The following is a 24,775-nucleotide window of genomic DNA, read 5'->3' as shown; positions in this document are numbered from 1 at the left end:
TCACTCCACGATGAGCTGGATCGTCGACCCGCTCCTTGATTTTTTGACTTCAATCCGGGCGTCGACCCGGTCCTTTAATTCCTGAACGTGACTGATGACCCCGACGAGCCGCCCGCTCGATTGGAGCGACATGAGAAGCTCGATCGCTTGGTCGAGCGATTCAGCGTCGAGTGTCCCGAACCCCTCATCGATGAGCATCGTCTCAAGGCTGACCCCGCCACTCAGTTGCTGGACGACTTCGGCGAGTCCAAGGGCGAGCGACAATGATGCTTTGAACCCTTCCCCACCCGACAGGTTTTGGACGCGGCGTGACTGACCCGTATAGGCGTCAAAGACTAATAGTTCGAGACCGGACTTGGCATTTCCTCTCGCCGTCTCGATTTTCCGCTCCAATTGGAACTGTCCGCTCGTCATTTGATCGAGATGGACGTTGGCCGCATGGAGAATTTGATCGAAGAACGCCGTCTGCACGTACGTCTCGAACGTTAACTTTTGCGGATTCAGTCCTCGACCGGTGTCGGCGATCAACTTGACCGTCTCCAGATTCCGTTGATCTTCATCCGTCTTCTCCCGAAGCGCGTTCCATTCGGCTACGATGTGACGATGACGTTTCAATTGCCCGTCCGCCGTCACGAGTTGTTCGGACAGCGCTTCGAACGAACGGTTCTCCTCGTGCAACTTCTCCTGGAGTCGTTCAAGGTCTGGTCGCGGACGGTCCCCGATTTTATCGTTCAGCGCCTTGACGGCGTGTTCGAGCCGGACACCTTCCTCCAGCTCGGTCGCTTGGCGTTCGCGCAGCTCGGGCAGTTGCTCGACGCGCGCACGATACTCCTTGAACACAGCTTCAGTCAACTCAATCTTCTCGAGAGCAGCCTCCAGTTCAGCCGTCGCTTCGGAAAGACGAACATCCTCGAACTCGAGTTGCTCACCAAGGAGACGGAGTCGCTCCGCTTCCCCCCACTTCAATCGATTCAATTCTTCAAGCCGACGTTCATACGTCCCCACGTGCCGTTCGATGTGAGTGAGTCGCGTCGTGAGCTGATTCCGCTCGGTCTGCAACATTTCTAACGTCGTCCCATCCGGTTGACGCATCGACTGAAGCTGCTCTTGGACGGTCTGGAGCTGTTCGAACAACTTCTGTCGTTCATCTGCCTGCACACGCTTCGCCGTCTCGAGTTGCTTCAATTCGGTCGTGGTCGCGCGCAAGAGACGCTCCATCCGTTGTCGTTCTTCGACTTCTTGACGCAACTGCCGGACGCGGGCGTCTTGGTGTTGCATCGCAGCGTCAGCCGCACCATCGAGCTTCAATTCGAGTCGAGCGAGATCACGTTCACGGATCAGCTCATCGAGTTGGCGTTTGAGCGCCCGATAATCCGCCCGTGCTTCATGGAGGTCGGCCTCGATTCGTTTCAGCGTCTCGATGGCTGAGCGATGACCGGCTTGGTCGATGGACGTCCCCGTTCGCTCCACGTGTCCGTGGGTCAATGAACCGCAGACCGGACAAGGTTCCCCCGCTTCGAGTTGCTCGCGCAGCGTGTCGGCCATGAGTGCATGCTCGGCCTCGACGAATTGGTCGACTTGTTTCGTCTGGGCAGTGAATTGTCGCTGGACTTCCTTCCCGTTGCGTTCACAGGCACCGAGTCGTTCCGTGACCTCTGCCACTTTCGCCTCGAGCTGAACCTGATGTTGGAGCTGACTATACAGCCGTTCGGCCTCGACGAGTTGGTTTGGGGCCGGTGCGTGTTCCAGCTTAGCCGCAAGTTCGCCTTCAGTCGCTTGTAGCTCCTGGAGACGCGCTTCTTCTGAGAACAGGCTGAGCGGCTCCAACTGGCGTTTCAAGTCATCCCGACGTCTCGTGGCCCGGTGCCATTCGTCGACGTAGGGCAACATCTCGTCAATCGCATTGACGCGACTTGTGGCTTGATCTGCCTCCTGGCGCATGGATGTGATGGCTTCTGCTTCTGCCTTCAACTCTTCCAGCTGTTTCGTGTAGCCTTCGTCTCGTTGACGGGATACACCGCGTTCACGGGTCAACCGTTCGATGTCGTGACGCACCGTTTCGGTACGTTGATAGAGCGGGCTGACGCTCGCCACTTGTTCAAGTCGTTGGATGAGCGCTTGGCGTTCTTCACGCTCCTGTGTCGCTTCGCGGAATGCTTGGAGCGCGGTCGCGCGCACGTCCCGCTCTTCCATCAACTCGGCGAGCACGGTCGCCTGATTCACTTCTCGACGCAGCGCCTCGAGCCGTTCTTCACCAGTCCGGCGCTGTGCCTGTAGCGAGTCTCTCGCCGCCAAGAGCCGCTCCTCCCGGGCGTCGAGCCACGTCACGATTTCAGGCAAGTTACGGGTCGACATGTCCTCGACGGCCTCGTCTTCAAGTTCCAACAGTTTTAAGCGCGTCGTCTCGACCGCCCATTCGACTCGTTTGCGGTATTTGCCGTAACGTTCAATCCAATCTTCCTGAAAGGCACGGTACGCCTCCGTCTTGAAGATCGATTGCAGAATTTGTTGCTTCTTCGTCGAATCGGAATCGAGGAGCTGACGGAACTGGTTCTGCGGCAACAGCAAGATTTGGCTGAACTGCTCATAGCTCAGTTGCAACAACGATTCAATCGTCTGTTCGACGTCGTTCACTTTCGTCGCAATCGGTTTCCAAGCGTCTTTCCATTCGTAGAGCACCGCCTCGTGCGGGATTGGCGTCTTATTTTTCGGGTGCGGCTGTTGTGGTTGGCGGACGATCCAATATCGTTCGTCGCGAATCGTGAACGAAAAGTCGATCTCGGTCTTTCGCTCCGGGTCCGCATATTGGCTTCTAAAATCACTCGCGTTTCGGAGCGTCCCACTCGCCCGGCCGTACAGCGCGAACGTCATCGCGTCAAAAATCGTCGTCTTCCCTGCACCGGTCCGGCCGCTGATGACGAACATCGAACGGCCTTCAAGCTGCGTAAAATCGATTTGTTCTGTCTCGGCGTAAGGACCGAAGGCGGTGATGGTCAATTGTTCCGGTCTCAAATCGATTCCTCCCCTTCTAAGAAGCGTTGCACCGTCGCATCGGCATCGCGGCCGTGGACGGCTTTAAAGAAGTCCATATATACATCCTCGACCGATTGCCGTTCGAGCTTCTCCCGTTCGAAGCGGGACGTCTGGTCTTGGCGACGCAACAACTCAAGTTCGAGGTGTAAGATGTTCGGATAGACGGTCCGCAACTTCGCCATCGGGTCGAATAACGCACGTTCATCGGTCAAGACGATTTTTAAATAGTCGTCGACGGCCTCGTCTTGATAAAACGACGGATCGAGCAGCTCGTTCAACGTCCCGGTCAAGATGCGCAAGTCACGGCGCGCCTGAAGTGGACGACGTCGACGTGTCCACGTCCCGTCCCATTCGATGACGTCGACCGATTTCACATGCGTCGCCTCGGAGAACGAATATTTCATGAGCGACCCGCTGTACGCGATCCGGTCGTCGCGAATGGCGTCACGGTTATGCAGGTGTCCGAGCGCCGTATAGCCGAACGGCGCGTATAGTCCTTTGGCGACTTGCCCGGCCGTCCCGACGGACAGTTGCCGTTCGGAGTCGGTCTCGAGTCCGCCGGCGACGAAACTGTGGCCGACGGCGACCGCTCGTGCGTCGATCGCCCCATAAGAGTCGACGACTGCGGCGAGCGCGTCATGGTGAGTCCGAATCGACTCGTCGCCGAACGCGTAACGGATGCGCGCCGGCTCGAGGAACGGCATCAAATAAAACGGGATGTCATTCACGACAATCGGCCCTGTTCCCGGGTCATATTTCCCGACGATATGGAGACCGACTTTCGTCAACAGTTTGGAGCTGTATTGGAGCCGCTCGGCCGAATCATGATTGCCGGCGATGGCGAGCACGGGGATGCCCCGCTCGAGGACGAGCGCACGCCACATCTCATCGAGCAAGTCGACGGCCTCGACGGGCGGCACGGCCCGGTCATATAAATCACCGGCGACGACGATGGCATCAGGCTTCTCCTCGTCGACGATGTGTAAAAATGATTCAAATAAAATGATTTGTTGTTCTTCTGTCATGTGGCGGCCGTGGACGATTTTACCTAAATGCCAATCGGCCGTATGTATCCATTTCATGCGACTTCACCTCTGATTCCATTCTAGCATTATTCCGGTGTACGATTCGACGTCTTGACACTTGTTTTCGAAACAGCGAAAGTTAAAAGGAAAGGGGGACGTATCATGGAGTCCACATCCACATGGCAAGCCTTTCTACGCTTGTTCCGCGTCGCTCGACCACCGAAAGGTCTGTTCATCGGCGCTGTATTGATTTCGTTGCTCCAAGCGATGGCGTCACTCGCCATCCCGCTCATCTTGCAACGCGTCGTCGACAATTGGAGCGAGGCCGCGCTTGACGCCCGTCTCGTCGCCATCTTCGTCGTCGCGTTTCTGATTCAAGTCGTCTCGAGCGCGATTTCGATCTATTGGTTACATATCGTCGGACAACGCGTCGTCGCCAACCTGCGGACGACGTTATGGGAGCATCTCGTCGCGCTTCCGATTCCGTTCTATGACGGCGTCAAATCGGGGGATCTCGTCTCGCGGCTCAACAATGACACGACGACGTTGCAGCAGCTCTTGTCCGAACAGAGCGTCCGCTTGTTGACGTCGTTCGTCTCGGTCATCGGCGCTGTTGGCATCTTATTCACACTCGATTGGCAGATGACGCTCGTCATCTTGTTTTCGGTGCCGACGACACTCTTGATTGTCATCCCGCTCGGGCGTAAACTTCGGAAAATCGCCAAGGCGACCCAACATGAACTCGGTGACTTGTCCGGGTTTTTCGCCGAACTGCTCGGGGAGATTCGGCTCGTGAAATCACAGGCGACCGAATCCGTCGAGGTCGCAGAAGGAAAACGCCGCATCGAGCGGCTCTTCGGTCTCGGTGTGCGCGAGGGACGGATTCAAGCAATCTTGATTCCGCTCTTGAACGTCACGTTGACGGCGATGCTGATCGCCATTCTCGGCTTCGGGGCTTATCGGGTCTCGACCGGCGCCCTGTCGACCGGCTCGTTGCTCGCGTTCATGCTGTACTTGTTCCAAATCATCACGCCGCTCATCACGATGACGGAGTTTATCACCCGGCTTCAAAAAGCACGCGGGGCGACCGAAAGAATCTCGGAACTGCTCGCCGTCGAGCCGGAACCATACACGGCTGAGCCGTCGACGATTCGACAGTCGTCGCTCTCGTTCGAGGGCCTGACGTTCCGTTATGGCGACCAACCTGTGATTGACGACGTGTCCCTCATTGTCCCGTTCGGTGCCACGACAGCCATCGTCGGACGCAGCGGTGCCGGCAAGACGACACTGTTTGCCCTCGTCGAGCAGTTCTACCTTCCGTCGAGCGGTCACATCTATTACGGGGACCGGGATATCTCAACCTACGGCCGCAACGAATGGCGGCAAGTCATCGGCTACGTCGCCCAAGATTCGCCCGTCCTATCCGGGACGGTGCGGCAAAATATCTTGTACGGCTTGACCCGGACAGCGACCGAGGACGAGATTCGACGAGCCTGCGACATGGCCAACGCCTGGTCGTTCATCGAGTCGATGCCGGACGGGCTCGATACAGAGATCGGTGAGCGCGGCGTCCGCTTGTCGGGTGGTCAACGACAACGACTCGCCATTGCCCGGGCGCTGTTACGCGACCCGCAAATCTTATTGCTCGACGAGGCGACATCAAGTCTCGACTCGGAATCTGAGCGTGTCGTCCAAGAAGCGCTCGACCGGCTCATGAAAGGCCGGACGACGCTCGTCATCGCCCACCGCCTTTCGACCGTCCAACATGCCGACCAAATCGTCGTGCTCGAGGACGGCGGCATCAGCGGGCTCGGGACGCACCAAGAGTTGCTTCGGGACAACAAACTCTATGAACGACTCGTGAAACAACAACTTTTAGGAGGCAATCAATTATGAAGACAATCGGATTTATCGGACTCGGTGTGATGGGTCAATCGATGGTCAGAAACTTAATGAAGGCGGGATTCGAAGTCCAAGCGTATACGCGGACGAAAGAGAAGGCGGCTGATTTATTGGCGGAAGGTGTCCGCTGGTGTGATTCGGTCGAAGCCGTCTGTCAAAACGCCGATGCCGTCATCACCATCGTTGGCTACCCGTCTGACGTCGAGAGCCTTTATTTCGGGGACGGTATGATTTTGCAGTCGGCCGAGCCGGGAACGCTCGTGATTGATATGACGACGTCTTCGCCGACGCTTGCCGAACGTATCGCTGAGGCGGCAATCGATCGCAGCTTACTCCCGCTCGACGCACCGGTCACGGGTGGCGATGTCGGTGCGAAGAACGGGACGTTGTCGATTCTCGTCGGTGGCGGCGAATACGCCTTCACGAAGGCACGACCGCTGTTCGAGGCGATGGGCCAATCGATCGAACGGATGGGCTATGCCGGGAGTGGCCAATATGGAAAGCTCGCTAATCAAATCGCAATCGCCAGCATCATGATGGGCAACGCCGAGATGCTCGCCTTTGCGAAACAAGCCGGGCTCAATCCCGATCAACTGCGCCAGACGATCCGAGGCGGCGCAGCCGGCAGCTGGACGCTCGAGAACCTTGTCCCGCGGATGATCATCGAGGACTACGCTCCTGGTTTCTTCATCAAACATTTCATCAAAGATATGAAACTTGCCCTCGAGAGCGCAGACCAGTTGAATATCAAACTGCCGAGCCTCGAGTTGGCGCATAAACTGTACTCGATCCTCGAAGAGAACGGCTACGGCGAGAACGGGACGCAGGCGCTCATCGAATACTACATGCACCAGGACGTTTGAATCGGCTCGCTCGTGGAATTAGTAGTACAGAAGGGAGCGATGTAAGATGCCATGGAATATGAAAGATTATCCGGAATCACTGAAAAACTTCGACCCGCTCGTCAAAAAGAAAGCCATTGATATCGCCAACGCCTTGCTCGCCCAGGGCTACTCCGATCAAAAGGCGATTCCGATCGCCACGGAACAAGCGAAAAAATGGCATGAACATGCCTCAAAAGAAGAGAAAGACGAGTTCCGTGACGCTCCCGACCCACAAAAGTCGGATCGGCACGGGACATAAAAACAACCGGTCGGCTCATTCAGCCGACCGGTTGTTCGTTTGCTTCTGTTTCTGCCTTGATTTCGACGTACAGTCCGGCGAGCGCCGTGTTGATATAAGGTTGCACGAAGATATAGGCCAATCCGCCGGTGAATAACACGAGCACATACCAACCGATGAAACTCGCATATAGACGAAGCATCGTGCGCTTGTGTCCAAACATGAGACGGCGGCTTTCACGCATCGCGCCGAAAGCGGATAGTTCCGGCCGGTCCCGTAGGACGAACGGGACGATCCGATACGTCAAATAGAACCAGATTCCCGGCACGATCAAGAACAGCATGAGCACGTTCAAGCCGAGATAAAAGACGGCATAATACGTGACGGCACGCATGTAATCTTTGAGCGAACCGAACGCTTCGAACAGCAGACCGAACGACGGTTTCTCGGCTTTGGCGATGTCAAGGAACACCCAGTTGCGGCCAAGTTCTAGCGGAGCGAGCAAGACGGTCGCGGTGTATAGCAAACCGATCGAGACGAACAGGATGCTCGGGTCTGTCGATTCTAAATCAAGCTGCGTCGTGATGACCGCTTGAACGAGCATCGTTGCCACGACCGCAAGGAACGAGATGCCCCAGTTCCCGGACAACATCCGAAGGGAAAATTGTTTATAGACTGATGATTGCATGACTTCACCTACTGTATCGTTTTTTTCATTATAGCAAAAAAACAGTCATCCGACTGTTTTTAGAGTGTCATCGTTTCCTTGATGGCGTTGAACTTCTGGTCATCTAGCTGTCCATCGGTCCTTACACCACTACCGACATGGACAAAGTCAATGCCTAATCGGTCGACGAGTTGGGACACGTTGTCCGCCGTGATCCCAGCGCCTGGAAGGATGTTCATTTCCGCGACGTCGTGCATCGCGCTCAACCGCTCTAAGCCCTCTAATGCCGTCGCTTGACCGCCAGACGTCAGCACATGGTCCACTTCAGGGAAATCATTCAACACGGTGATGGCGTCCATCAAATCGACCGCGTCATCAATGGCCCGATGGAACGTCAATGCCATCTCGCCCTTATGTTTAATCACTTCCCCGAGCAGTGCCTCATCGATGCGCCCGTCATTCGTCAAAGCACCGAACACGATGCCATCGGCTCCGAGCTCACGACACAGACCGACGTCTGCCAAAATCGTCTCCGCGTCCGCTTCATCATAGACGAATGAGTCTGCATGCGGACGAATCATGACGTGGACCGGAATCGTCGCTTGTTCGAGCACGTTTCGAATCGTCCCGAAACTTGGTGTCGTCCCGCCAGCTCGCATATCCGCAATCAATTCGAGACGGTCCGCCCCGTAACGCTCTGCCTGTTTCGCTTCTTTCAATGTGGTCACGATCACTTCAATCATGTCTTCTGCCTCCTTATTAAGGTGCGAAGCGCCATTCGACCTCGTGCTCCGCTAACGCACGTTTCCAATCTGCGGGCTCCGGGAAATCCGAGATGATTGTCGTCACCTTGGAAAAATCGGAGACCCGATACCGCTTTTGTTGGTTGAACTGGGTATGGTCGGCCAGTAGAAAACATTGTCTACTTTGGTCGAGTACCGCTTGCGTCACGGTCGAGAGACCGTGAGCATCACACGTCAAACCGAGCGAGGGATCGACCCCCTCGACAGAGAAAATCGCCATGTCAAACATGTACGTCTTTAACTGCTGCAAGACGTGTTCGCCGACGGTGACGAGATGCTTCGGATCAATCGTGCCGCCGAGCAGTTGGATGTCCCCCGTGAAGACGCCTTTGGCCCGTTGCTCGAAGAGGGCCTTTGCCGCCATGAGTGACGGTGTGACGACCGTCAAATTTCGTCCGCGAAGTCTCGCGGCGACTTGTTCCGGGGCGACCCCATGACCGATGTAAAGGAGGGTATCATCCTCGACGAGCTGAAACGCCGTATAGGCGATGCGACGAATCCCGTCCATGTTTGAAATCATCATCGGTTGGAACGATACGCTTTGATGCAGCACCGCCCCGCCATACACCCGTTTGATGCGATGTTCTTTTTCAAGTTCTTCTAAGTAGCGGCGGATCGACTCCCCAGAGACGTTCAACCGTTCAATCAACTCACTCGTCTTCACTTTGCCTTCTCGTTCAATCCATTCCACAATCTTTTGCTTACGTTCTTCTCCAATTAAAGACACTTCCCTGCCTCCTCCGCAAATATCGCTTCCTTTCTCAGTGTAGCGAACGGATGTAAATTTAACGTAAACAGAAAGTAAAGAACGGGCAAATCCAACAGATTTTTCGCTCATTTCGACGAAAATCAACAGAAATCCACAAAAAAGACAGTCGAACGTTGACATCTTGCTTTCAATCCCGAGCGCATCTCATGAAAATGACCGACCTTCTCTCCGTGTCCTCCGAGAGCTTGCCGGTCATCGAAACATTCATTTTCGTTTTTGGAACAGTGGTACTTTCGGTTCAGTGCCGGAGCGAATCCGCTGCCAGTTCGTGCGGTGTTTGATGATGATGAACAAGGCGAGCGGAACGATGACGATGAGCGGTAGCCAATCTTTCGCGATGACACCATACGTGACGACGGTCACGATCCCCACGGCTGCGGCAGCCATCGAAGATAGCGATACCATCTTCGAGACGAACAGCGTCAAGAGGAACGTCCCGACGACGACGACGAAAAACCATGGGAACGCCGCGAGCAGAACGCCCGCACTCGTCGCCACCGATTTTCCGCCTTTGAACTTGGCAAACACCGGATACGAATGACCGATGATGGCCGGGATCCCGGCGAGGAGCAAGCTCATCTCGCTCCCGAAGAGGAGCGGTAATAGCGCTGCCACCAACCCTTTACCCATATCCCCGAGCAGAACGAGCGTGCCGGCTTTTTTGCCGAGCACACGGAACGTGTTCGTCGTGCCCAAATTCCCACTCCCATGCTCCCGGACGTCGACCTTATAGCCGAGTTTTCCGACGATAAGAGCAAACGGAATCGCACCGAGTAAATAGCTGATTAAAATGATGATGATTTCTGTCATGTAAGGCATCGCAATTCCCCTTAATCCATTAATTGCTCGAGATAGTGCTCAAGCGGGACGTTCGCCTTGTGGACGTCCGTCGCATGCTCTACCCCGATATAGCGTAAGTGCCACGGTTCGTACATATAACCGGTTTCGGCCTCATATGCACGTTGATAACGGACGATGAATCCGTACGTGTGGGCATTGTCGGCCAACCACTTGCCCTCTTTCGTCTGATCTAGACTTTGTGTCAATTGATAGCCGACCGAGGCGCTCGAAACATCGATGGCGAGCCCGGTCTGATGTTCCGAGTGTCCTGGTGGTGCCGAATATTTCATCGCCTGTTCTTTCCCGTCCCGGGCGACATAGTTATTGAACAGTTGCACTTGATAATCGTAGGAACGGAACGCACTCGTCCCTTTCAACTCAATGTCGGCCGCTTTCGCGCCCGTCATGAGCTTCTCGATGGCCTGTGCCGCTTCTTTACGAAGCATCTTCCGCTCCCCGGTCGCCGATTCGACGAAATCGATATTCGCCGTCACGAGATCGGCTGGTTTATAGCCCGCTGGCAAGGCGATTTGCTTATTGACAAGGATGAGTGTATCGAGCTTCAAATTCGCCGTCCCATTCTGTTCAAGCGGTTCGCTCGGCGCTTCAGTCGGCTCCTCTACAGGAGGGGCCTCGGCAACCGGCACTTCTTCTTCAGGCTGATCCTCGGAAGGCTCTTCCGCTGTCGGTTCCTCCGTTTCCGGAGTCGGTTGTTCTGCTTGCTCGTCTTCTTTATCCGTCGGCGTTTCGGCCGGAGTTTCTGTTTGTTGTTCGGTTTCGGCCGGTTTGTTCTCGGTTTCTTCCGTTTTGCTTTGGTCGCTTGTGGTACAGCCCACTAATGTGAGCGTCAAGGCGCAGCACACCATCAGCATAGATGGTTTTCGCATGCGATCTTCCCCTTTCATTGTACAAAAAATACCGTCAAGATATGATACCATACTGACGGTACAAAAGAACCACTGTTATAAGACGGGACTCATGACGCGCATATACATGTCATGCCACTCAGGAAACTCACGGTCGAGTCGAATCGGTTTGAAGTCACCGCGTTTGACGACGACATGTGTGGTCTTCGCCGAACCGACGAGATGACCGTTTTGATCAGTCAACTCATAGCCGTAGACCGTCCGGACCTTCGAATAACTATCGACCCAAACTCGTACGTGGACTGTGTCTCCGTACGTCACGCTCTTCTTATAATCGACCGAGACGTTCGTCACTGGGGAAACAAATCCCGCTTCCTCCATGTCTTTATATTCGACCCCGAGCTGGCGCAACAATTCGGTGCGTGCCATTTCAAGATATACTAAATAGTTTGCATGATAGACGATGCCCATCATGTCGGTCTCCTGATAGCGGACCGGAATCTGAATCGTATGCATTGAATCGTCCTCACTTTCAACTTGATTATATTATAACTTGGTCTTAATATCTACTACTAAAATCCGATTCAATTCACTGTCTTGTGACGATGCTTCGATCAAACGATATGATTGTCTCGCGATCGCTTCATCGATCAACGATAGGGCCGTCCGTGCATTCGGTCGGTCGATTTCTTTTAGACGGTCAAGGAGTGCCAGACTGACATCTTCATCACACGTATAGCCGAATTTTGCGGCATACTTCTTGGCGATATCGACGAGCTGTTCAAGCGAGTAGTCCTCGAAGTGAATCGTCCGTTTGATCCGGCTGTTGAGCCCTGGGTTTGAGTCGATCAGGCGACGCATCGGTGCCTCATAGCCCGCCATCACGACGACGAGGTTGTCTCCATGCTTTGGCATCTCGTCGACGAGCGTATCAATCGCTTCACGCCCGTAGTCGTTCGGCCCTCCATTCAGGCTGTATGCCTCATCAATCAACAACACGCCACCGAGCGCATCGCGAATCGCGGCTTTCGTTTTTTGTGCCGTTTGTCCGACATAGCCGCTGACGAGATCGGCCCGGCTGACGACTTTCAAATGTCCGCGTTTTAAATAGCCCGTCTTCTTCAAGAGCTGGGCGTACAGGTGGGCGAACGTCGTTTTTCCGGTCCCGCTGTTCCCGACGAGGGCGGCATGGAGCTGGACGGGTGCCGTCTTCAACCCGAGTTCACGCCGACGCTTCTGAATCGTGACGAGTGCCTCAATCTCGCGCAGTTGACGTTTCGCCTCATCCATCCCGACCAAATCGTCGAGTGTCGGACCGGACGTATCCTCGGTCGCATCCATATCAAAATCGACTTCTGTCAGGAGGGCCATCTCGTCGAGTGGGGCATCGGCACCAAATCGCGACCCTTTCTTGAACATGGCGTCGAGTAGAATGTTATGCACCGTCCGCGCGTTGCCGAACGTCGCGTCGACCCGTTCCCGGTCGATTCGCGCAATCAAGGCGCGCTTCGCTTCGACCGTCAGGACGTAGTTGTTCTCCGCCGCCACTTTTTCACCGATGGCGACGAGTTCGTCATCACTGTAATTCGGGAGCTCGTAATGGTTGGATTCCGGGAAGCGGGAACGAAGTCCTGGGTTCGCAAGCAGAAAATGACGCATTTCTTCCGGGTAACCGGCGAGAATCACGACAAATTTTCCCGCATACTCCCCGCTCGTCATCGCGGCGACGAGCGTGTCGATGGCTGCTTGTCCATAGTCACTCCCACTCGCATCTTGACGTTTCAAGGCATACGCCTCGTCGATGAATAAGACACCGCCCTCGGCTTCCTTCACCTTGTTCATGACCTGTTCTTCCGTTTGACCGACGAACGCACCGACGAGACTCGACCGGTCCGCCTCGACGACATCGGGACGTGCGAGCAGACCGAGCTCGAAATAAATCTCGGCCATGAGACGCGCGAGCGTCGTCTTGCCGGTCCCTGGATTGCCGGTGAACACGAGATGGAGTGAAGGTTGGTGTTTGGACGAGAACCCCGCTTTCTCACGCTCTTTCTGGAACAACAAGAACCGATACCATGCTTTGACACGTTGCTTCACGTCAGACAAGCCAATCATCGACTCAAGCGACTCAATCGCACTCGACCGTGTCGCTTCAGTTTGTTCTGGTAACAACGCAACGATCGCGTCGAGTCGTTCCTTGACGAGACCGACTCGTTCGCCAAAGCGGTGAAACGCCTCGCGGCTGAAATAATTCCCTTGCATCGACGCCAAGAGTGAGGCTGTGTCGTCTTCGAGCGCGGCCACTTCTTGCATCGCTTCGATGACGACGATGAACAAACGTTCGAGTTGCCCTTTAAACTCCGAGTCCCGTAAATCAGATTTGGCGCGGTCAATCTCATCGTGAAGCTGCTCGAGATGTTCGAGCAACTCGGATGTCTTCGACTCATATTCGGTCAATATTTGAACTTTCATCGACGCGTAATCCGTCTCGCGCAGCTTCGGCCACTCGACATGCAGCTGTTGCTTGTGGCGCCGCAAAAGATCATACAATTGACTGACACGAAGGGCTGGCGGCAAAGCACCGAGCGACTCCAACTCTTTCACCCAACGAGTTAACAGCGGGTCGATCGACTGACGGTGCTGTAACCGTCTCGTCGCGAGTAGTGTCAGTGTGCGAATCAATTCTTGACGATGCCCGGTCGCGCGTGACCAATGGGCGTAAGACAGGAGAGCCGCTTCATCGACGCGCCCACCTTCTTCCCAAGCCGTCAAATCGGTTTGGACTTGCTCCAAGGTGATCTGTTTCATAATATTCTCCTTTTTAGACGACAAAGGAGCCGACGTCTCAGTCTGCTCCTCGCCGGATTATCGTGATTCAAAAGAAGTCATGCGAATCGAATGGAACAACTTTCCGTTGTTACGCGACTCGGCGGCGAGCAGGATGCGCTCGTTCGCATCGACATAGTACGTCACCGCTTCTTCATTCTCATCTTCACTGAAAATCGATGGATACTTCTCGACCCATTCTGCTGGGACGGCTTCCGGTGTTTCTTTCTTGACGAACGCTTGTGCCGTACGACCGATGATATCGACATCGCCTTCGCTCGAGCCAAGTGTTCCGTCGTCTAGCCATTTACGAATCTGTTCGTTCGTCGCCCGTGACAAGAACGGGTGCGGGGCGACCGCGCCTGAGCTCGTCTCTTGACTGTTCGTCTCCTCACCGTCCTGATTGAACTCACGATAGACGGTCCCGTCCCACTCGGCACGGGCACCGACGTTCGGGCCCTCTACGACCTCGGACACGAAATGTCCGTCTTCGTCATATGTCACTTTATATTCACGAACTTCAAGCGTCTCCCCGTCCTCCGGCAACTTTTTCTCTTCATAGCCGATGACCACAGACGTATAGAAAGGCTCGGCCCGATTGGTGCGGCCGTCGTCGTCATTTAAATTGGTGACCAAATAAAAATTATAGGCGAGCAGGGCGCCGACAATGAGAATACCGGCAAAAATCACCCAACTCAATCGCTTCTTTACGTGTTGTTTCATAAAATGCCCTCCCAATCTTCTTCACTTACTATCCTACACTAGCGAGAAGGTCCTGCAAAACATTTACAACCAAAAAAGGGCCTCAATCGAGACCCTTTCCGTTTATCCGAGCTTATCTTCTTCTTGCTTATACGCTTCAATATACTTGTCCCGTTCGTCTGGTTCGTCAGACAAATCTTTGAACAAGGCGACGATCATCAGGATTAACACGAAGATGAACGGGAACGCGACGAGGATGGCGACCGCTTGCAGCGCTCCGAGCCCACCTGCATATAAGAGGACGGCAGCGATCGAGGACTGGATGAAGCCCCAAATCAACTTGATGCGCATCGGCGGGATCAGTTTCCCGTTCGTCGTCAGCATTCCGAGCACGTAGGTGGCCGAATCTGCTGACGTGATGAAGAATGTCGAAATCAGGAAGATGGCCAGGATACTGAGTACCATCCCAAATCCGCCGAACGTCTCGAACAAGGCGAACAACCCGACTTCCGTCCCGATTTCGTTGACTTGGTCGATCAGTGCTGCGCCACCGAACAAGTCGGCCCAAATGGCCGATCCGCCGAAGACAGAGAACCAAAGCAGACCGAATGAAGTCGGTACGAGCAGAATCCCGATGATGAACTCACGAATTGTACGTCCTTTTGAGACGCGGGCGATAAAGGTTCCGACGAATGGTGACCAAGAGATCCACCATGCCCAATAGAAAATTGTCCAATCGTTGATCCATTCCCGTTCGACAGGCTCAAATGCACCCGTACGGAAACTCATCGACGGCAACTGTTGCAAATATGTCCCGATTGTCTGCGTGAACAAATCGAGAATGAACGCGCTCGGTCCGGCCACCAGTGTTGCTCCAAGCAAGACGATGGCAAGGAAGATGTTCGTGTTACTTAAAATCCGAATCCCTTTCTCGAGACCCGTCGAAGCGCTAATCATGTATAGCACCGTTACGACAGCGATGATGATCAGTTGTGTCGAGAACGCGTTCGGCACTCCTGGAATCAAGTAATGCAGACCACCAGCGATTTGCTGGGCCCCGAATCCGAGCGAGGTCGCGACACCGAAAGCGGTCGCGATGACTGCTAAAATATCGACTGTCTGTTTGACAGGACGTTCATAGCGGTCATTGACGAGCGATCCGATCGTCTCTCCGATCGTCGCCGGACGACCTTTGCGGAACGTCGAGTAGGCGATGGCGAGCGCGATCATTGCATAAATCGCCCACGGGTGGAAGCCCCAATGGAAGAAGGAATAACGCATCGCAGTGCGCGCATCGCCTTCCGGCGTCGGCGACTCAAACGGTGGTGCATGGAAATGCGACAACGGTTCTGCCGCCCCCCAGAAGATGAGGCCAATCCCCATTCCGGCACTGAACAACATGGCGAACCATGTCAAATAGCTGAATTCTGGTCGGTCCGTATCTTTGCCGAGTCGAATCGAACCAAATCTCGAAAAAATTAAAAAGACGGCGACGAGTAAAATCCCAGTCGCGCTGAGCAAATAAAACCAACCCATCCCGTTCGAGAGCCAACCTTGTAACTTCGTCGTCACGTTCAAGAGACTCGCGTTACCGAGGAGGCGCTCAGGGAAGATACCCCAAATCGTGAACAAGACCGTGATGATGGCTGAAACGAGGAAAACGGTCGTCACTTGGCTTTTTCTTTCCATAATCTCACTCCTATTCAATTTTCTTATTTTCATATACGTTTTCCACCGTAACATAGTTTATAAACCCGACTCAACCCCTCGGCGTGTAATCGCGCCGCTGACAAAAAGAGTGACGATTCGGTTTCGTCACTCTTGCGGCTTCGGTTCTAGCGAGACGATCAATGTCTCGTCCACGACGTAATAAGGCCGTTTCGGCAACACTTTTAAATACCCGCCTTCACGTAATCGTGTCAAATCAAGTTGTAACGTCTGTTGGAATTTTCGCAGCGGTAATTTTTTTTCTTGTTCGAAATATAAATCGAGCGCCCGCTGGACTTGATCCATCTCATAGACCACTTCCCGTTCAGTTTCGGGAACGATGTGAAACGTCTCTTTGGACATGTAAAATCGCTGCCTCGGTTTGCCGGGTAAATGTTTCTTCAAACGCGCAAGATCGATTTCCTGTGCTTCATCGAGGAGCACCGTCCGATTGACGCCTTTCGGCAACGTCTGCTCATATTCGTGGATCGCCTCCCGCAACTGAGGAAGCGTGATGTCGACTTCCTGTTCCGTCACTTCCTCTTTTTGCGTCAGCCGTTGCCACCAGTTTTTGCCTGATTTCGTTTGTCGCTCCATACACTCCCCCCTCTCCCCATTCTCTTCCCGATATCGTGCACCGTCTCACCTTATATTCGCACATTCACTAAAAAAACCTTCCTTTTTTCAAAGGAAGGTGTTTGGCTTACTTCAATTTGTTACGGAGGACCATCTGCAAGATTCCACCGTGACGGTAGTAATCGATTTCGACTTCAGAATCGAAGCGGGCGACGACTTGGAACTCGGTCACCGTACCGTTCTCATGAGTCGCTTTGACGTTCAGGATATCACGTGGGCGAACCGATTCGTCGACTTGGATGTCGATCGCCTCTTCACCTGTGAGTCCGAGTGAGTCGGCCGACTCCCCGTCCATGAACTGGAGTGGCAAGACGCCCATCATGACGAGGTTCGAGCGGTGAATCCGTTCGAAGCTTTGCGCGATGACGGCACGAATGCCGAGCAAGTTCGTTCCTTTGGCTGCCCAGTCACGTGACGAGCCCATTCCGTAGTCGTTCCCAGCGAAGACGACGAGGCCTGTGCCCTGCTCTTTGTACTTCATGGCCGCATCATACATAGGCATGATTTCGCCAGTCGGCCAGTACGTCGTGAAGCCGCCTTCAGTGCCTGGTGCGACTTGGTTACGAATACGGATGTTCGCAAACGTACCGCGCATCATGACTTCGTGGTTTCCGCGGCGTGAGCCGTACGAGTTGAAGTCGAGCGGTGCAACACCTTTTGATTGAAGGTATTGGCCAGCTGGTGTTGTTTTCGAGAATGCTCCGGCTGGTGAGATGTGGTCGGTCGTGACCGAATCAGCAAACTTCCCGATGACGCGGAGTCCGTTCAACGCATGGACGACGCCCGCTTCCGGCTCGAGGTTTTCGAAGAATGGCGGGTTTTGGATATACGTTGAATCGTCCGAGAAGTCATACAAGTTGCCTTCTGGCACGTCGAGGGCGTTCCAACGCTCGTTCCCTGTGAACACCGTGTCGTACTCTTTACGGAACGCTTCCGGTGAGACGACGTCTTGAACGACCATCTTGATTTCATCATTTGATGGCCAGATGTCTTTGAAGAAGACTTCATTGCCATCTTTGTCCGTTCCGAACGACTCGTTCATGATATCGAAGTTGACCGACCCGGCGAGCGCGTATGCGACGACGAGTGGCGGTGACGCCAAGAAGTTCGCTTTGACGAGCGGGTGGACGCGGCCTTCGAAGTTACGGTTCCCCGAGAGGACCGATGAGACGAGCAAATCGTTCGATGTGATCGCTTCTTCGACTTCGCGGTCGAGTGGACCCGAGTTACCGATACATGTCGTACAGCCGTAACCGACGGTGTTGAAACCGAGTTGGTCAAGGTATGGCGTGAGACCGGCTTTGTCGAGGTAGTCGGTAACAACTTTCGAGCCCGGTGCGAGCGACGTCTTCACGAATTTAGGAACCGTGAGACCGCGTTCGACGGCTTTCTTCGCGACGAGACCTGCGCCGACCATGACGTATGGGTTCGATGTGTTCGTACAGCTCGTGATGGCTGCGATCGCCACATCACCCGTGCGCATGTCGACAGCGCCATCTGTATAGTTGACCACTGCCGTCTTCTCAAGCTCAGCTTTTTCAAGACCAAAGCCGCTGTGTCCGGCTGGCGCCGTCACGCTGTCGACGAACGCTGACTGAAGGTCTGATAAGTTGATGCGGTCTTGTGGACGTTTCGGTCCAGCAAGTGACGGTTCCACTTTCGACAAATCGAGCGTGAGTGTCTTCGTGAATGACGGATCCGCTTGGTCTGGCGTGTAGAACAAGTCGTTCGCTTTTGAGTAGGCTTCGACGAGGTCAATCAACTCTTCTGGGCGACCTGTCGTGCGCATGTAGTTGAGCGTCTCTGTATCGACTGGGAAGAAGCCACACGTCGCACCATATTCAGGCGCCATGTTGGCAATCGTAGCGCGGTCTGAGAGCGGCATCGTATGAAGCGATGGACCGAAGAACTCGACGAACTTGCCGACGACTTTCTCGTTACGGAGCATCTCTGTGACGACGAGCGCGACGTCTGTCGCTGTGACACCCGGGTTGACTTCACCGATGATTTTGACGCCGACGACGTCTGGTACCGGGAAGTAAGACGGTTGTCCGAGCATGCTCGCTTCGGCTTCGATTCCACCGACACCCCAGCCGAGGACACCGAGTCCGTTGATCATCGTCGTGTGCGAGTCCGTTCCGACGAGCGAGTCTGGATAGGCGACATTGCCCGTTCCATCATTCTTTTCGAGCACGACCGAAGCCAAGTATTCCAAGTTGACTTGGTGGACGATCCCTGTTGCTGGCGGGACGGCACGATAGTTGTCGAATGCCGTCTGGGCCCAACGTAAGAACTTGTAGCGCTCTTCGTTACGCTCGAACTCGATGTCCATGTTTTTCATGAGTGCGCCGGCGAAACCGTACGCATCGACTTGGACCGAGTGGTCGACGACGAGGTCAACCGGGATTTCCGGGTTAATCTTGTTCGGGTCTCCGCCGAGGTCGGCCATCGCTTTACGAAGTGAAGCGAGGTCAACGACCGTCGGTACACCCGTGAAGTCCTGAAGGACGACGCGAGCCGGTTTGAACGGAACATCGATGTCTTTCGAGACTTCGGCAGTACCCCATTTAGCCAAGTTCTCGACATGTTCTTTCGTGATGGCGCGGCCATCCTGCTGGCGAAGTACAGATTCGAGCAACACACGAATCGAGTACGGAAGTCGACTAAGTTCCGTCACCCCTTCTTCTTCAAGCTTTTTGAGCCGGTAATAATCGTACGCTTTGCCATTGACCTCGAACTGCGTCCGAGATTTGAAAGCGTCTAATACGTTCGTCTGTTCCATACGATATCCCCCTTTTTGAAAGCGGCGACTTCGGCATGTGCCGTAATCGCTTACTTATCACATGTTTATCATAATACAACTATAGCGTGACGTAAAATACATTCCGTCACAAATTAGTCATAAGTAAAACTTATCAAAATCAACCAAGTCTCTGAAACAAAAAAGGACGGCCCTATGAAGAGCCGTCCATCTATTATTCTGCGCCGATCTCGACGTTGACGTCGAGGGCGTCGACGAGCGTGAGCTCGTCTTCATAGCGTTCTTTGAAGCGGTCGAACGTGAACTCGTTGGCGAACAAGAACACGGGACGCTCCCAGCGGTCTGTCACGAGCATGTTGCGTGAGTCCTGGAACGGCTTGAGCGCCTTTAATTCCTTGTCCTTCACCCAACGGGCGACGCTGTATGAGACCGGCTCCATGCGGATGTCGACGCCGTACTCATTGTTCAAGCGATACTCGAACACTTCGAATTGGAGTTGACCGACCGCACCGAGATAAATCTCGTTATACTCGTTACGGTACACTTGGATCGCTCCTTCTTGGGCGAGCTGCTCGACACCTTTGTGGAAATGTTTCGACTTGAGCGAGTTGACCGGCGAGACGCGCATAAAGAGTTCTGGTGGGAACGTCGGCAACGCCTCGAACGCGATTTTTTGTTTCGATGTCGTGATCGTATCACCGATTTGATACGTTCCCGAATCGTAAATCCCGATCACGTCTCCAGCGAACGCCTTGTCGACCGTCTCCCGGTCGTTAGCCATGAGCTGTGTCGACTGGCTCAACTTGATCTTTTTGCCCGTCCGTGTGAGCGTGACATCCATGCCGCGCTCAAAGACGCCCGAACAGATGCGAACGAAAGCGATGCGGTCGCGGTGGGCCGGGTTCATGTTCGCTTGAATCTTGAAGACGAAGCCGCTGAAGTCCTCTGACGTCGGGTCGATTGGACCGACGTTCGACTTACGTGCCTCAGGCGCCGGTGACATATCAAGGTAGTGATTCAAGAATGACGTCACCCCGAAGTCGACGAGCGCCGTCCCGAAGAAGACCGGCGTCAATTTCCCGTGCTGGATCGCATCGACGTCGATTTCATTGCCGGCACCGTCGAGAAGATCGATTTCATCTCGAAGGTTCGTCAAGTTCTCTTCCGTCAAGTGATCGGCGAGGATTGGATCATTGACCCCATCTTCGTTCAACGTGAGCGTCCCTTTGTCACCACGGAACAAGTGAACTTCGTTTTTTAAGCGATCGTATACCCCTTCGAACTGCATTCCGCTCCCGATCGGCCAAGTCACGGCGACCGAAGGCATGCCGAGCACTTCTTCAAGTTCTTCCATGAGCTCGAGCGGATCTTTCGCTTGTCGGTCAAGCTTGTTCATGAACGTGAAAATCGGAATCCCGCGCATCCGACAGACTTGGAACAATTTCTTCGTCTGCGTCTCGATCCCTTTGGCCGCATCGATGACCATGACGGCACTGTCGACCGAAGTCAAGACGCGATACGTATCTTCCCCGAAATCGTTGTGTCCTGGTGTGTCCATGATCGAAACGACCTTGTCTTGATAGACGAACTGCATGACCGATGACGTGACCGAAATTCCACGTTGTTTCTCGATCTCCATCCAGTCAGATTTGGCGTGTTTAGAGTTTTTACGGGCTTTGACCGTCCCCGCTTCACGGATGGCTCCCCCGTGAAGGAGCAATTTCTCGGTGAGCGTCGTCTTACCGGCATCCGGGTGCGAGATGATGCCGAAAATACGCCGCTTCTCAACTTCTTGTTTTAATTGGTTCATGTATGGCTCTTTCCTTTCTGAACATTACGATTTACACTGGCTCTTGCTCATTGCAACGCTATCTATTCTAACGAAGCCCGCGCGTTTCGTCCATCTTTATAGTAAGGAACGGATAGCTGTAGCTTTTGTATCGCGCCCCTTTTTTGTATACTTAGCTTGAATGATCGTGAAATGACAGAACGGGGGAAAGACGATGCCAGAAAACTTGGTGATGTATTTCATTGTCTTCTGGGGATTCGTGATGATCGGGTTGATGTCGATCGGCGGCTACTTCATGTTCCGCAAATTTTTAAAACGAATGCCGAAAGAAGACGGGCGCTCACTCCTCGACATCGAGGATGATTACATCGACAAGACACGCCACTTATGGACACCGGAGACGCGTACATTGCTTGATCGTCTCGTCACACCGGTACCGGAGCTGTTCCGCGACGTCGCCATCCGAAAGATTGCGGGCAAAATCGGACAGTTCGCTCTCGAGACGCGGGCCCGTGAAATGACGACTGAGCTCGTCGTCAAAGGCTATATCGCCGCGACACCGAAACGGGACCATAAATTTTTAAAAAAGGCGCTTGAAGAAGAACAAATCGACTGGAAAATGTATCAACATTATTTCCAACAATGATGAAACGAGATGCCGGCCTTGGGCTTGGCATCTTTTTTTGTCTTCACCAGTTCAACTAAGTTATACGAAACGGAAATTGTGCCATACGAATACTAAGTCCAAAGTACCTTTTTTGGACGGATTAATTATTCTTAAATACCGTTCATAATATAGACAATATTAAAAACGATTACAATAAAGTGGTATGACCAATATTAGTATAACATGCATGGGTTTTAGCAATAAAAATGGATAGCTTTTCCTTTATTTACATTTCTATAATGTACGTATCTTGATTCCAAAAGGAGGTTTTCCGATGCATGATGTCACGCACGTCACGCGAACTGACAGCACTCGCTCCGCCGAAACAATCGTCGAGAGCCCTTCATTCCACAAGTTGATGCAAGAAAAGAACCGGTTCATTGTTCCATCCATCATCTTCTCACTCATCTTTTATTTTACGTTACCAATCTCCACGAGCTACTTCACGTTCTTGAACATCGCTGTCGCCGGTGAGATCACTTGGGCCTGGGTGCTCGCCTTCGCTCAATTCTTCATGACCTGGACGTTTTGTGTCATGTATAGCCGCCGGGCCCGCCGCTTCGACGAGCTCGTCGCAGCCATCAAACAAGAGGAGGAGGGACGATGAACTGGACAGCTATTCTTCTATTCGTCGCGATTGTTGGACTCACGCTCGTCATCACATTTTTCGCCGCCCAAAAGACAAAGACCGCAAGCGACTTTTATACGGCCGACGGTGGTTTGACCGGATTCCAAAATGGTCTGGCCATCGCCGGTGATTATATGTCGGCCGCTTCATTCCTCGGGATTGCCGGGATGATTGCCCTCGCCGGGTTCGATGGGTTCTTTTACTCGATTGGTTTCCTCGTTGCCTACCTCGTCGTCCTATATTTGGTCGCCGAGCCGCTCCGTAACCTTGGAAAGTATACGATGGCCGATATGATTGCGGCACGCTTCAACAAGCCGCGCGTGCGAGGGGTTGCCGCCATGAATGCTATCGTCATCTCCATCTTTTATATGATCGCCCAACTCGTCGGCGCCGGGGCACTCATCGAGCTCTTGCTCGGCATCCCCTACACGACGAGCGTCATCGTCGTCGGAATCTTAATGACCGTCTATGTCGTTTTCGGGGGGATGACCGCGACATCATGGGTACAGATCACAAAAGCCGTCTTGTTGATGATCGGGACCGCCATCATTTCATTCCTCGTGTTCGCCCGCTTTGACTTCTCCGTCTTCACCATGTTTTCCGAGGTCAGTAAGGCGACACCGCTCGGGGAGAGCTTCTTGAACCCTGGCAACAAGTTCAAGCTCCCGCTCGATACGATTTCACTCAATTTGGCACTCGTCCTTGGGACGGCCGGTCTACCGCACATTCTCATCCGCTTCTTCACGGTCAAGGATGCACCGACGGCACGACAATCCGTCGTCTATGCGACATGGGTCATCGGTGCGTTCTACATACTGACGATCTTCCTCGGATTTGGGGCCGCCGCGTTCGTCGGATCGGACGCCATCGTCGCCGCCAACCCGGCCGGGAACATGGCCGCGCCTCTCCTCGCCCAAGTGCTCGGCGGTGACTTATTGTTCGCTTTCGTGGCCGCCATCGCCTTCGCCACGATTCTTGCCGTCGTCGCAGGACTCGTCTTATCGGCGGCCTCGGCGTTCGCCCACGACTTTTATGGTCATTTCATCCGGAAGGGCGAAGCGACCGAAAAAGAACAAGTCACAGCGGCCCGGATCGCTTCAATCGCGGTCGCACTCGTCTCGATGGGACTCGCCTTCTTCGCCCAATCGATGAACGTCGCATTTCTCGTCTCTCTCGCATTCGCTGTCGCTGCCAGCGCGAACTTGCCGGTCATTTTGTTCACGATTTATTGGAGACGGTTCAATACGGACGGAGCCGTGTTCGGCATGGTCGTCGGATTATTCTCGTCGCTTTTCCTCGTCGCCATCAGCCCGAACGTGTGGGCACCGGATGGCTCGGCAATCTTTATCGGTGAGGCGTTATTCCCGCTCACGAACCCGGGAATCGTCTCGATCCCGCTCGGCTTCCTGGCCGCCATCGTCGGGACGTACGTGACGAAGTCGGACGAAGTCGCCGGAAACTTCGAACGCATCCTCGTCAAAGCGAACACCGGGATCGATGCCGAGACGGAAGCTGCCATGACGAAAAAATCTTCATAATCGACAAAACGGCGTCCCTCGCGAGGGACGCCGTTCATGTTGAAGCGATTTGTTTATATTTTTGGTACATGGCGATGCGCCATGGGACGATCATGCCCCAGGCAATCAAATAGAACAGTCCGCCCGTCGCGAAAATATTGACTTCGTCTCCGAGAAACGCCTTCATGACCGTCCGAATCGCCAATAAGACGAAGACGACGATAAAGAACGCTTTCGAGCGGGATAAGTACACCTCACCATCACGTTTCTCGAAGTTCGATGTCTTGATGAGAAATACGCTGAAAATCAATCCGACGATTAAAGCTTCTCCGACCTCGAGCCAAGTCAATCGAAACGCCGGGACGAGAAATTGCAACATCCCGGTCGACATCGCCAAGGGCGGAATCAAGATCTTTTTAGCATTCGTCGGACGTGCTGATGCTTTGACGCGAACGAAGCTCGCAATCAGGCCCATCATTAGTGCGACGAGGGTCGATCCCCAAAATATCGACATT

At 53.9% G+C, this 24,775-nt stretch carries 21 protein-coding genes; 6 read left to right on the top strand and 15 right to left on the bottom strand.

What is annotated here, in order from left to right:
- Together FED52_RS06595 and FED52_RS06590 are read right to left on the bottom strand one after the other, a co-directional pair.
- Positions 1–3,012, bottom strand: coding sequence for an AAA family ATPase (locus tag FED52_RS06595; protein ID WP_138859353.1), 3,012 nt, complete (start codon positions 3,010–3,012; stop codon positions 1–3).
- Positions 3,009–4,115, bottom strand: a complete 1,107-nt coding sequence (locus FED52_RS06590) for an exonuclease SbcCD subunit D (RefSeq protein WP_138859352.1) — start codon at positions 4,113–4,115, stop codon at positions 3,009–3,011. Before FED52_RS06590 ends, FED52_RS06595 begins: the two co-directional genes overlap by 4 nt.
- A gap of 105 nt (positions 4,116–4,220) precedes the next feature.
- Here FED52_RS06590 and FED52_RS06585 point away from each other — a divergent pair, with 105 nt between their 5' ends.
- The 3 genes from FED52_RS06585 to FED52_RS06575 are packed head-to-tail and all read left to right on the top strand — an operon-like array spanning position 4,221 to position 7,103.
- The gene (locus tag FED52_RS06585) at positions 4,221–5,954 is read left to right on the top strand and encodes an ABC transporter ATP-binding protein (RefSeq protein ID WP_138859351.1); all 1,734 of its coding nucleotides are present in this window, start codon (positions 4,221–4,223) and stop codon (positions 5,952–5,954) included.
- A complete protein-coding gene (locus tag FED52_RS06580; protein ID WP_138859350.1) occupies positions 5,951–6,823 on the top strand; it encodes an NAD(P)-dependent oxidoreductase in 873 nt (290 codons plus the stop codon). The genes FED52_RS06585 and FED52_RS06580 overlap by 4 nt, the downstream gene beginning before the upstream one ends.
- A 46-nt stretch (positions 6,824–6,869) precedes the next feature.
- Positions 6,870–7,103 (top strand): DUF2188 domain-containing protein, encoded by a 234-nt coding sequence (locus FED52_RS06575; RefSeq protein ID WP_052090131.1) that lies wholly within the window; start codon positions 6,870–6,872, stop codon positions 7,101–7,103.
- Positions 7,104–7,122: 19 nt separating this feature from the next.
- On the opposite strand, the gene FED52_RS06570 is transcribed toward FED52_RS06575, so the two are convergent.
- The 12 genes from FED52_RS06570 to FED52_RS06510 form a co-directional block, all read right to left on the bottom strand.
- Entirely contained in the window at positions 7,123–7,770 is a 648-nt protein-coding gene (locus tag FED52_RS06570; RefSeq protein ID WP_138859349.1) for a DUF975 family protein, read from the bottom strand.
- 59 nt (positions 7,771–7,829) lie between these two features.
- Positions 7,830–8,492 (bottom strand): copper homeostasis protein CutC, encoded by a 663-nt coding sequence (locus FED52_RS06565; protein WP_138859348.1) that lies wholly within the window; start codon positions 8,490–8,492, stop codon positions 7,830–7,832.
- Positions 8,493–8,508: 16 nt separating this feature from the next.
- Complete coding sequence (locus FED52_RS06560) at positions 8,509–9,279, bottom strand: DeoR/GlpR family DNA-binding transcription regulator (RefSeq protein WP_034777760.1); 771 nt, start codon at positions 9,277–9,279, stop codon at positions 8,509–8,511.
- Between the two features lie 246 nt (positions 9,280–9,525).
- Positions 9,526–10,140 carry a glycerol-3-phosphate 1-O-acyltransferase PlsY gene (gene plsY / locus FED52_RS06550; protein WP_371816309.1) on the bottom strand — a complete coding sequence of 205 codons (615 nt, stop codon included), beginning with the start codon at positions 10,138–10,140 and terminating at the stop codon, positions 9,526–9,528.
- Positions 10,141–10,151: 11 nt separating this feature from the next.
- Complete coding sequence (locus FED52_RS06545) at positions 10,152–11,048, bottom strand: M15 family metallopeptidase (protein WP_138859347.1); 897 nt, start codon at positions 11,046–11,048, stop codon at positions 10,152–10,154.
- Between the two features lie 75 nt (positions 11,049–11,123).
- Positions 11,124–11,543, bottom strand: a complete 420-nt coding sequence (locus FED52_RS06540) for an acyl-CoA thioesterase (RefSeq protein ID WP_034777763.1) — start codon at positions 11,541–11,543, stop codon at positions 11,124–11,126.
- Between the two features lie 30 nt (positions 11,544–11,573).
- Positions 11,574–13,835 carry an AAA family ATPase gene (locus tag FED52_RS06535; protein WP_034777765.1) on the bottom strand — a complete coding sequence of 754 codons (2,262 nt, stop codon included), beginning with the start codon at positions 13,833–13,835 and terminating at the stop codon, positions 11,574–11,576.
- A gap of 57 nt (positions 13,836–13,892) precedes the next feature.
- On the bottom strand, positions 13,893–14,576 hold the full coding sequence (locus tag FED52_RS06530) for a hypothetical protein (protein ID WP_138859346.1): 684 nt from the start codon (positions 14,574–14,576) through the stop codon (positions 13,893–13,895).
- Between the two features lie 102 nt (positions 14,577–14,678).
- Positions 14,679–16,244, bottom strand: coding sequence for a BCCT family transporter (locus tag FED52_RS06525; protein ID WP_138859345.1), 1,566 nt, complete (start codon positions 16,242–16,244; stop codon positions 14,679–14,681).
- 126 nt (positions 16,245–16,370) lie between these two features.
- Positions 16,371–16,859, bottom strand: a complete 489-nt coding sequence (locus FED52_RS06520; protein WP_084592824.1) for a DUF3939 domain-containing protein — start codon at positions 16,857–16,859, stop codon at positions 16,371–16,373.
- Between the two features lie 106 nt (positions 16,860–16,965).
- Entirely contained in the window at positions 16,966–19,680 is a 2,715-nt protein-coding gene (gene acnA, locus FED52_RS06515; RefSeq protein ID WP_138859344.1) for an aconitate hydratase AcnA, read from the bottom strand.
- Positions 19,681–19,873: 193 nt separating this feature from the next.
- Positions 19,874–21,469 (bottom strand): peptide chain release factor 3, encoded by a 1,596-nt coding sequence (locus tag FED52_RS06510; protein WP_138859343.1) that lies wholly within the window; start codon positions 21,467–21,469, stop codon positions 19,874–19,876.
- Positions 21,470–21,662: 193 nt separating this feature from the next.
- On the opposite strand from FED52_RS06510, the gene FED52_RS06505 reads away from it, so the two are divergent.
- The 3 genes from FED52_RS06505 to FED52_RS06495 all read left to right on the top strand — a co-directional run bounded on the left by FED52_RS06505 (position 21,663) and on the right by FED52_RS06495 (position 24,281).
- Entirely contained in the window at positions 21,663–22,094 is a 432-nt protein-coding gene (locus FED52_RS06505) for a DUF2621 family protein (RefSeq protein ID WP_034777781.1), read from the top strand.
- Between the two features lie 295 nt (positions 22,095–22,389).
- The gene (locus FED52_RS06500; protein WP_138859342.1) at positions 22,390–22,722 is read left to right on the top strand and encodes a DUF485 domain-containing protein; all 333 of its coding nucleotides are present in this window, start codon (positions 22,390–22,392) and stop codon (positions 22,720–22,722) included.
- Complete coding sequence (locus FED52_RS06495; RefSeq protein WP_138859341.1) at positions 22,719–24,281, top strand: solute symporter family protein; 1,563 nt, start codon at positions 22,719–22,721, stop codon at positions 24,279–24,281. Before FED52_RS06500 ends, FED52_RS06495 begins: the two co-directional genes overlap by 4 nt.
- A 34-nt stretch (positions 24,282–24,315) precedes the next feature.
- On the opposite strand, the gene FED52_RS06490 is transcribed toward FED52_RS06495, so the two are convergent.
- Positions 24,316–24,768, bottom strand: a complete 453-nt coding sequence (locus tag FED52_RS06490; RefSeq protein ID WP_034779932.1) for a CcdC family protein — start codon at positions 24,766–24,768, stop codon at positions 24,316–24,318.
- Positions 24,769–24,775: the final 7 nt, after the last annotated feature.

Origin of the sequence: Exiguobacterium mexicanum, assembly GCF_005960665.1 — a bacterium.
In the GTDB taxonomy this organism is placed as follows: Bacteria; Bacillota; Bacilli; order Exiguobacteriales; family Exiguobacteriaceae; genus Exiguobacterium; species Exiguobacterium mexicanum_A.
This window is presented reverse-complemented; position numbering and strand designations above follow the sequence as displayed.